Here is a 6,464-nt window from a genome sequence, read left to right as displayed (position 1 = left end):
AAAGCCTCAATATGTAATTGAAAGGTTATATGACATGACAAAGGGCAGGGCTATAATTACGACTGAAGTCGGTCAGAATCAGATGTGGACGGCCCAGTTTTACAAGTTTGACGAGCCCAGGACGCTCTTGACCTCCGGGGGCCTCGGCACCATGGGTTACGGTTTTCCAGCGGCAATCGGTGCCCAGATAGCATTTCCTGACAAGCTTGTCGTGGATGTGGCCGGTGACGGCAGCATCCAGATGAATATCCAGGAGATGGCGACTGCGATGGAGCAGAAACTGCCGGTAAAGATAGTCATTTTAAATAACCAGTTCCTAGGTATGGTGCGGCAGTGGCAGGAGCTCTTTTATGAAAAGCGCTACGTGGCCACCAGATTCCAGGTCGTCCCCGATTTTGTAAGGCTCGCCGAGGCCTATGGGGCGAAGGGGTTCAGGGCTACCAGACCTGAAGAGGTGGATCAGGTCTTGAAACAAGGGCTTGAGACCGACGGCCTTGTGATCATGGAATTCGCCATCGCCCGTGAGGAGGGGGTGTTCCCAATGGTCCCTGCTGGCAAAGCTACGACCGAGATGTTGTTAGTTTAGTTCTAGAAAAGGAGTTTGCCCTTATGAGACATACACTTTCCGTCTTGGTGGAAAATAATCCAGGTGCCCTTTCCCGTATCGCCGGACTCTTCAGCGGCCGCGGCTTCAATATCGAGAGCCTCTGTGTAGCCGCAACGCTTGATCCCACACTCTCCCACCTGACACTGGTCACGTCCGGCGCGGATCTGATCATCGAACAGATCATCAAGCAACTGAACCGCTTGGTTGATGTCTATAAGGTTGTGGATGTCAGCGAAGGGGAGTATGTTGAGCGTGAGATGGCCCTTATAAAGGTCAAGGCCGAGGCCGAGACGCGCGCAGAGGTCTTGAGGATCGTTGACATCTTCCGCTGCAAGGTTGTGGATGTAAGCCCAAAGACCTATACCCTTGAGGTGACAGGACCTGAAACCAAGCTCAAGGCCGTGCTGGAGCTTTTGCGCCCTATAGGGATAAAAGAGATCGCAAGGACCGGGACTATAGCGATGGCACGGGAGAAAAAGACCGTTTAGAAAGGAGTTGCAACCATGCGTATTTATTATGAACAAGACGCCCAGCTGGAGGCGTTGAACGGCAAGATTATAGCCGTCATAGGTTATGGGAGCCAGGGGCATGCCCATGCCTTGAATCTCAAGGAGAGCGGGCTGTCTGTTATTGTAGGTCAGAGGCCCGGTTCGGCCAATTACGACCTTGCCGTAAAACACGGCTTTAAGCCTGTAAGCGCGCAGGAGGCCGCCGAAAAGGCCGATGTGATCATGCTTCTAGTGCCTGACCATATCCAAGGGCCTTTATACAACGAGGCGATCGCACCGTACCTTAAAGAGGGCGACATGCTACTCTTTGCGCATGGGTTTAATATTCATTTCGGCCAGATAGTCCCGCCTGCTTATGTGGATGTGGCTATGGTGGCACCGAAGGGCCCTGGGCACCTTGTCAGACGAGAGTATGAAAGGGGCGCCGGTGTGCCCAGCCTTGTGGCCGTCCATCAGGATGCAACCGGCGAGGCCATGAAGAAGGCGTTGGCATATGCCAAGGGTATAGGGGCGGCCAGGGCTGGTGTTATCGAGACCACATTTAAGGAAGAGACCGAGACTGACCTTTTCGGCGAGCAGAGTGTCCTCTGTGGTGGTGTGAGCGAACTCATAAAAGCTGGTTTCGAGACGCTTGTAAATGCAGGCTATCAACCTGAGATAGCCTATTTTGAGTGCTGCCATGAGCTCAAGTTGATAGTTGATCTTATATATGAAGGCGGTCTTGGAAGGATGCGTTATTCTATAAGCGATACCGCTGAATATGGGGACTATACAAGGGGTAAGCGCATCATTACTGATGAGACCCGCAAGGAGATGAAAAAAATCCTTGACGAGATACAGTCCGGTCAGTTCGCCAAGGAGTGGATGCTCGAGAACCAAGTGGGCCGTCCGGTGTTCAACGCCCTGAGGAGGCGCGAAAGGGGGCATCTTATTGAAGATATCGGTGCCCGCCTCAGGGGGATGATGAGCTGGTTAAAAAGATAAATGCTCCCTAAAAAGATCCCGGTAGCAAAGGAAGGTGTGCCTTTTATAGGTATCCTTTCCCTCGCTTCCGTAGTATTTGCCATCTTGAATTGGCCTGCAGCGGCCGTGGTCTCTCTTGCGGCCACGGCCTTTGTGCTTTATTTTTTTAGAGATCCGGAGAGGGTGGTCCCAAGCGGGGATGATCTTGTAGTCTCCCCTGCCGATGGCAGGATTATAGAGGTCAAGGGTGCATCAGAAGGCTCGCTTCAGGGTTCTGATGTTGTGCGGATCAGCATATTCATGAATTTATTTGATGTGCATGTAAACCGCGCACCCATCTCTGGCAGGGTCGTTCGGATGGAATATAGGGAAGGGGCGTTCTGGGCTGCCGATAAAAAGATGGCGGTTGTCGAAAACGAGAGGAACGCCCTTTTGTTGGCATCCGACGAGGGTTTTGAATGTACAGTGGTCCAGGTGGCTGGTCTTGTTGCGAGACGGATTGTCTGCTGGGCCGAAGAAGGAGATTGCCTGAAGATGGGTGAGCGTTTCGGTCTTATCAGATTCGGCTCGAGACTTGATGTATATCTGCCCAAAGATATCCCTGTATTGGTGAGAAAGGGCCAGCGCGTCCTGGCTGGTCAGACGGTGCTCGCCCTGAAAAAGTGAGTCTCTATATGGTAACTAGACAACAGATCGAAAATCCTGTCAAAAATCCAAGAAGAGGGGCCTATCTGCTACCCAATCTCATTACGTCCGCCGCGCTCTTCAGTGGTTTTTACGCCATTATATCGGCGATAAATGGGAACTACCAAGGCTCGGCCGTGGCCATATTCGTTGCTGCCATATTTGACGGCCTTGACGGAAGGATTGCAAGGCTTACAAAGACCACAAGCCGCTTTGGCATAGAGTATGATTCACTTTCCGATCTTGTGGCCTTCGGCGTGGCGCCGGCAGTGCTCGGATTCGTATGGGGGTTGAGGGAATACGGCAGGCTCGGCTGGCTTGCAGCGTTTATTTATGCAGCGACTACGGCCTTGCGCCTTGCCCGTTTCAATACCTTGAGCTTCAGCGGCATGGGTTCTAAGCGATATTTCGTCGGTCTCCCGTGCCCTTCGGCAGCTTGTACCGTGGCCTCGCTAGTGCTGTTGTGTCAATATCTCGGTATGGCAGGTCCGATCCGGCATGTTGGTGTGCTTGCCATAGTCTATATATTGTCATTTCTTATGGTAAGCAATGTGCGTTATTACAGCTTCAAGGAGATGCGTTGGTTTCATAGGCACCCGTTTTCTGGCATTATTGTCGTCTTAATGGCCATGACCGTGGTTGCCATCGAGCCAAAGGTGACACTCTTTGCAGTCATGTCTGTATATGTGCTTTCAGGGCCTGTATTGGCGCCTTTCAAGAGGTTTTTAAGGGTTGGAGGCGTACACGGCGATGACGCCGAACCGCTCATAGCGGGCGAAAGAAAATAAAGGGTCGAAACATCTATGACAGACTGCAAAAGGATATTGATCTTTGATACGACTCTTAGGGACGGCGAGCAGTCACCTGGCGTCTCATTAAATGTCGATGAAAAGTTTCAGATAGGCGTACAGCTTGAAAAATTGGGCGTGGACGTCATCGAGGCAGGCTTTCCTGTGGCCTCGGCAGGGGATTTTGCGGCTGTAAAGCGCCTTGCCGATGAGATCCGTGGTGTTCAGGTTGCTGCCCTTGCAAGGGCAAGCCAGAAAGACATTGATACTGCATGGGAGGCCATAAAGCATGGGGCCAACCCTCGTATCCATACCTTTCTTGCCACCTCTGATATTCACCTTAAATATAAACTCAGAAAGACAAGAGAAGAGGTGATTGAAATGGCGAGGGCGGCGGTCAGCCATGCCGCCGGATACACCTCAAACGTGGAATTCTCGGCCGAGGACGCAAGCCGCAGCGACCTTGATTTTCTGTGCAAGGTCTTTGAGATCGTGATCGATGCCGGGGCTACAACGGTGAATTTTCCGGATACGGTCGGCTATGCTGTACCCTGGGATTTTGCAAGGATGATACGTTATGTAATCGAGCATACGCCCAATATCCATAAGGCTGTTTTGAGCGTTCATTGTCATAACGACCTCGGGCTTGCCACGGCGAATGTCCTTGCGGCCATAGACGCCGGGGCGCGTCAAGTTGAATGTACCATAAACGGCATAGGCGAACGCGCTGGCAATACGGCTATGGAGGAGGTGGTGATGGCGATACGTACCAGGAATGACCTCCTGCCGTATTACACGGATATCGTAACCAGATATATAGCAGCCACGAGTCGCCTGGTGAGTCTGCTTACAGGTATGGCCGTCCAACCGAATAAGGCGATCGTCGGGATCAATGCATTCGCCCACGAGTCAGGTATCCATCAAGACGGGATCTTGAAGGAGCGTACAACTTACGAGATAATGGATCCGAAAGACATAGGTCTTGCGCAAGGTGCCCTAGTCCTTGGCAAGCACTCAGGACGCCATGCTCTCAAGGCGAGACTTGAGGAACTGGGTTATCGGCTCAGTGACGATGAGATCGATCGGGTGTTTGCAAGGTTCAAGGCTGTAGCTGACAAGAAAAAGGAGATATTCCCCGAAGATATCGAGGCGCTGGTGGCGGAAGAGGTGTTTCGGATTCCGGCCGAGGGGGTGCCTGACAGGTACCGCTTGGTCTATCTCCACGTGGCGGGTGGGAGCGGCATCAGGCCCACTGCGACCGTGGTGGTCGAGGTGGACGGCAAGGAGATAAGCGGGGTCAGTATGGGTGCAGGGCCTATCGATGCGGCCTTCAGGGCTGTCTCCGAGATTACGCAGACCAAGAGCAGACTGTTGAAATTTTCTGTAAATTCCATCACAGGCGGGACTGATGCGCAGGGCGAGGTGAGCGTCAGGATAGAAGAAGACGGTGTTGTCGTGACCGGTCAGGGAGCAGATCCTGATATCATAACGGCAAGTGTGAGGGCCTACCTGAACGCCCTGAACCGCATAGAATACAAAAAGGCCTGCACATCGGAAAGGGCATCGGTCCGTCTTTGAAGAAAAAACAAGTTTGCGTTTCTGCCAAGGGGAGACTTATGATCAAAAAGATGACGATAGCTGAAAAGATACTGGCTGTGCATGCAGGCCTTGACTATGTCGAGCCCGGTCAGCTTGTCCAAGTGAATGTTGATCTTGCGCTTGGTAATGACATCACTGCGCCGATTGCAATAAAGATATTCAGAGACTCGGGCGTCAAGAGGATCTTTGATAAGGAGAAGATAGCGCTTGTCGCGGACCATTTTGTCCCTAATAAAGACATAAAGAGTGCTGAGCAGGCGAAGATCTTGAGGGAGTTCGCCCGAGAGCATGGCATAGTGTATCACTACGAAGGCGGAGAGACAGGGGTTGAGCACGTACTCTTGCCGGAGAAGGGTCTTGTCCTACCCGGGGATGTGGTGATAGGCGCAGACAGCCATACTTGCACTTATGGGGCGCTTGGGGCGTTTGCTACAGGGATAGGTAGCACAGACCTTGCAGCAACCATGATTACGGGCCAGACTTGGTTCAAGGTCCCTGAGTCCATAAAGTTTGTCTATAAGGGCGGGCTCAGGCCCTGGGTCTCGGGCAAAGACCTCATCCTTTACACTATCGGGAGGATTGGCGTGGATGGAGCGCTTTATATGGCCATGGAGTTTGCAGGTCCTGTCATTGAGGCGCTTCCGATGGCGGATCGTTTCACTATGTCAAATATGGCGATTGAGGCTGGGGGTAAGGTTGGGCTTATAAATCCCGACGAGGAGACTATGCGCTATGTAAATCAGCGGACAACGAGGGAATTTAAACCGTTAACGAGCGATGAAGGGGCTGAATATACAAAGGTGTTTGAATTCGACTGCGAAAAGATCGAGCCGCAGGTGGCATGCCCCCATCTTCCTGGGAATACGAAAGGGATATCCGAGTTTGGCGACGTTCCGCTTGATCAGGTCGTGATAGGCTCATGCACAAACGGCAGGATCGAAGATCTCGCCGTTGCGGCGGGTTTACTTAAGGGGCGCAAGGTCTCTAAGGGCTTGAGGCTCATCGTACTTCCGGCTACCCCTTTTGTGTATTTTAAGGCCATGGAGCTCGGGTATCTGAAGATATTCATGGAGGCAGGGGCAGTTATCGGGCCCCCGACCTGTGGGCCGTGTTTAGGTGGGCATATGGGGATATTGGCAAAGGGCGAGCGCGCCCTCAGTACAACCAACAGAAATTTCGTAGGTCGGATGGGGCATCCGGAGAGCGAGGTCTATCTCGCGAGCCCGGCAGTGGCTGCAGCAAGCGCGGTATTAGGCAGGATTGCGGGCCCTGACGATCTGTAATGCATCTTGGGTTAGACAAAATAAGATTGGC

General features: G+C 52.4%; 7 protein-coding genes. All 7 read left to right on the top strand.

Going from position 1 to position 6,464, the window contains the following annotated elements; genetic code table 11:
• The coding region (locus ACP5SG_RS04915; RefSeq protein ID WP_428122511.1) for a thiamine pyrophosphate-dependent enzyme at nucleotides 1–586 on the top strand (586 nt) is incomplete at its 5' end.
• Nucleotides 587–609: 23 nt separating this feature from the next.
• Complete coding sequence (gene ilvN / locus ACP5SG_RS04910; RefSeq protein ID WP_237889310.1) at nucleotides 610–1,095, top strand: acetolactate synthase small subunit; 486 nt, start codon at nucleotides 610–612, stop codon at nucleotides 1,093–1,095.
• 15 nt (nucleotides 1,096–1,110) lie between these two features.
• Nucleotides 1,111–2,100, top strand: coding sequence for a ketol-acid reductoisomerase (ilvC, locus tag ACP5SG_RS04905; protein ID WP_428122506.1), 990 nt, complete (start codon nucleotides 1,111–1,113; stop codon nucleotides 2,098–2,100).
• Complete coding sequence (locus ACP5SG_RS04900) at nucleotides 2,101–2,745, top strand: phosphatidylserine decarboxylase family protein (RefSeq protein WP_237889312.1); 645 nt, start codon at nucleotides 2,101–2,103, stop codon at nucleotides 2,743–2,745. It begins immediately after the preceding gene.
• 8 nt (nucleotides 2,746–2,753) lie between these two features.
• Nucleotides 2,754–3,551 carry a CDP-diacylglycerol--serine O-phosphatidyltransferase gene (pssA, locus tag ACP5SG_RS04895; RefSeq protein ID WP_237889313.1) on the top strand — a complete coding sequence of 266 codons (798 nt, stop codon included), beginning with the start codon at nucleotides 2,754–2,756 and terminating at the stop codon, nucleotides 3,549–3,551.
• 15 nt (nucleotides 3,552–3,566) lie between these two features.
• On the top strand, nucleotides 3,567–5,129 hold the full coding sequence (locus ACP5SG_RS04890; RefSeq protein WP_237889314.1) for a 2-isopropylmalate synthase: 1,563 nt from the start codon (nucleotides 3,567–3,569) through the stop codon (nucleotides 5,127–5,129).
• Nucleotides 5,130–5,167: 38 nt separating this feature from the next.
• On the top strand, nucleotides 5,168–6,433 hold the full coding sequence (gene leuC / locus ACP5SG_RS04885; RefSeq protein WP_237889315.1) for a 3-isopropylmalate dehydratase large subunit: 1,266 nt from the start codon (nucleotides 5,168–5,170) through the stop codon (nucleotides 6,431–6,433).
• Nucleotides 6,434–6,464: the final 31 nt, after the last annotated feature.

Origin of the sequence: Dissulfurimicrobium sp. (assembly GCF_049968175.1) — a bacterium.
GTDB classification, from domain to species: domain Bacteria; phylum Desulfobacterota; class Dissulfuribacteria; order Dissulfuribacterales; family Sh68; genus Dissulfurimicrobium; species Dissulfurimicrobium hydrothermale.
This window is presented reverse-complemented; position numbering and strand designations above follow the sequence as displayed.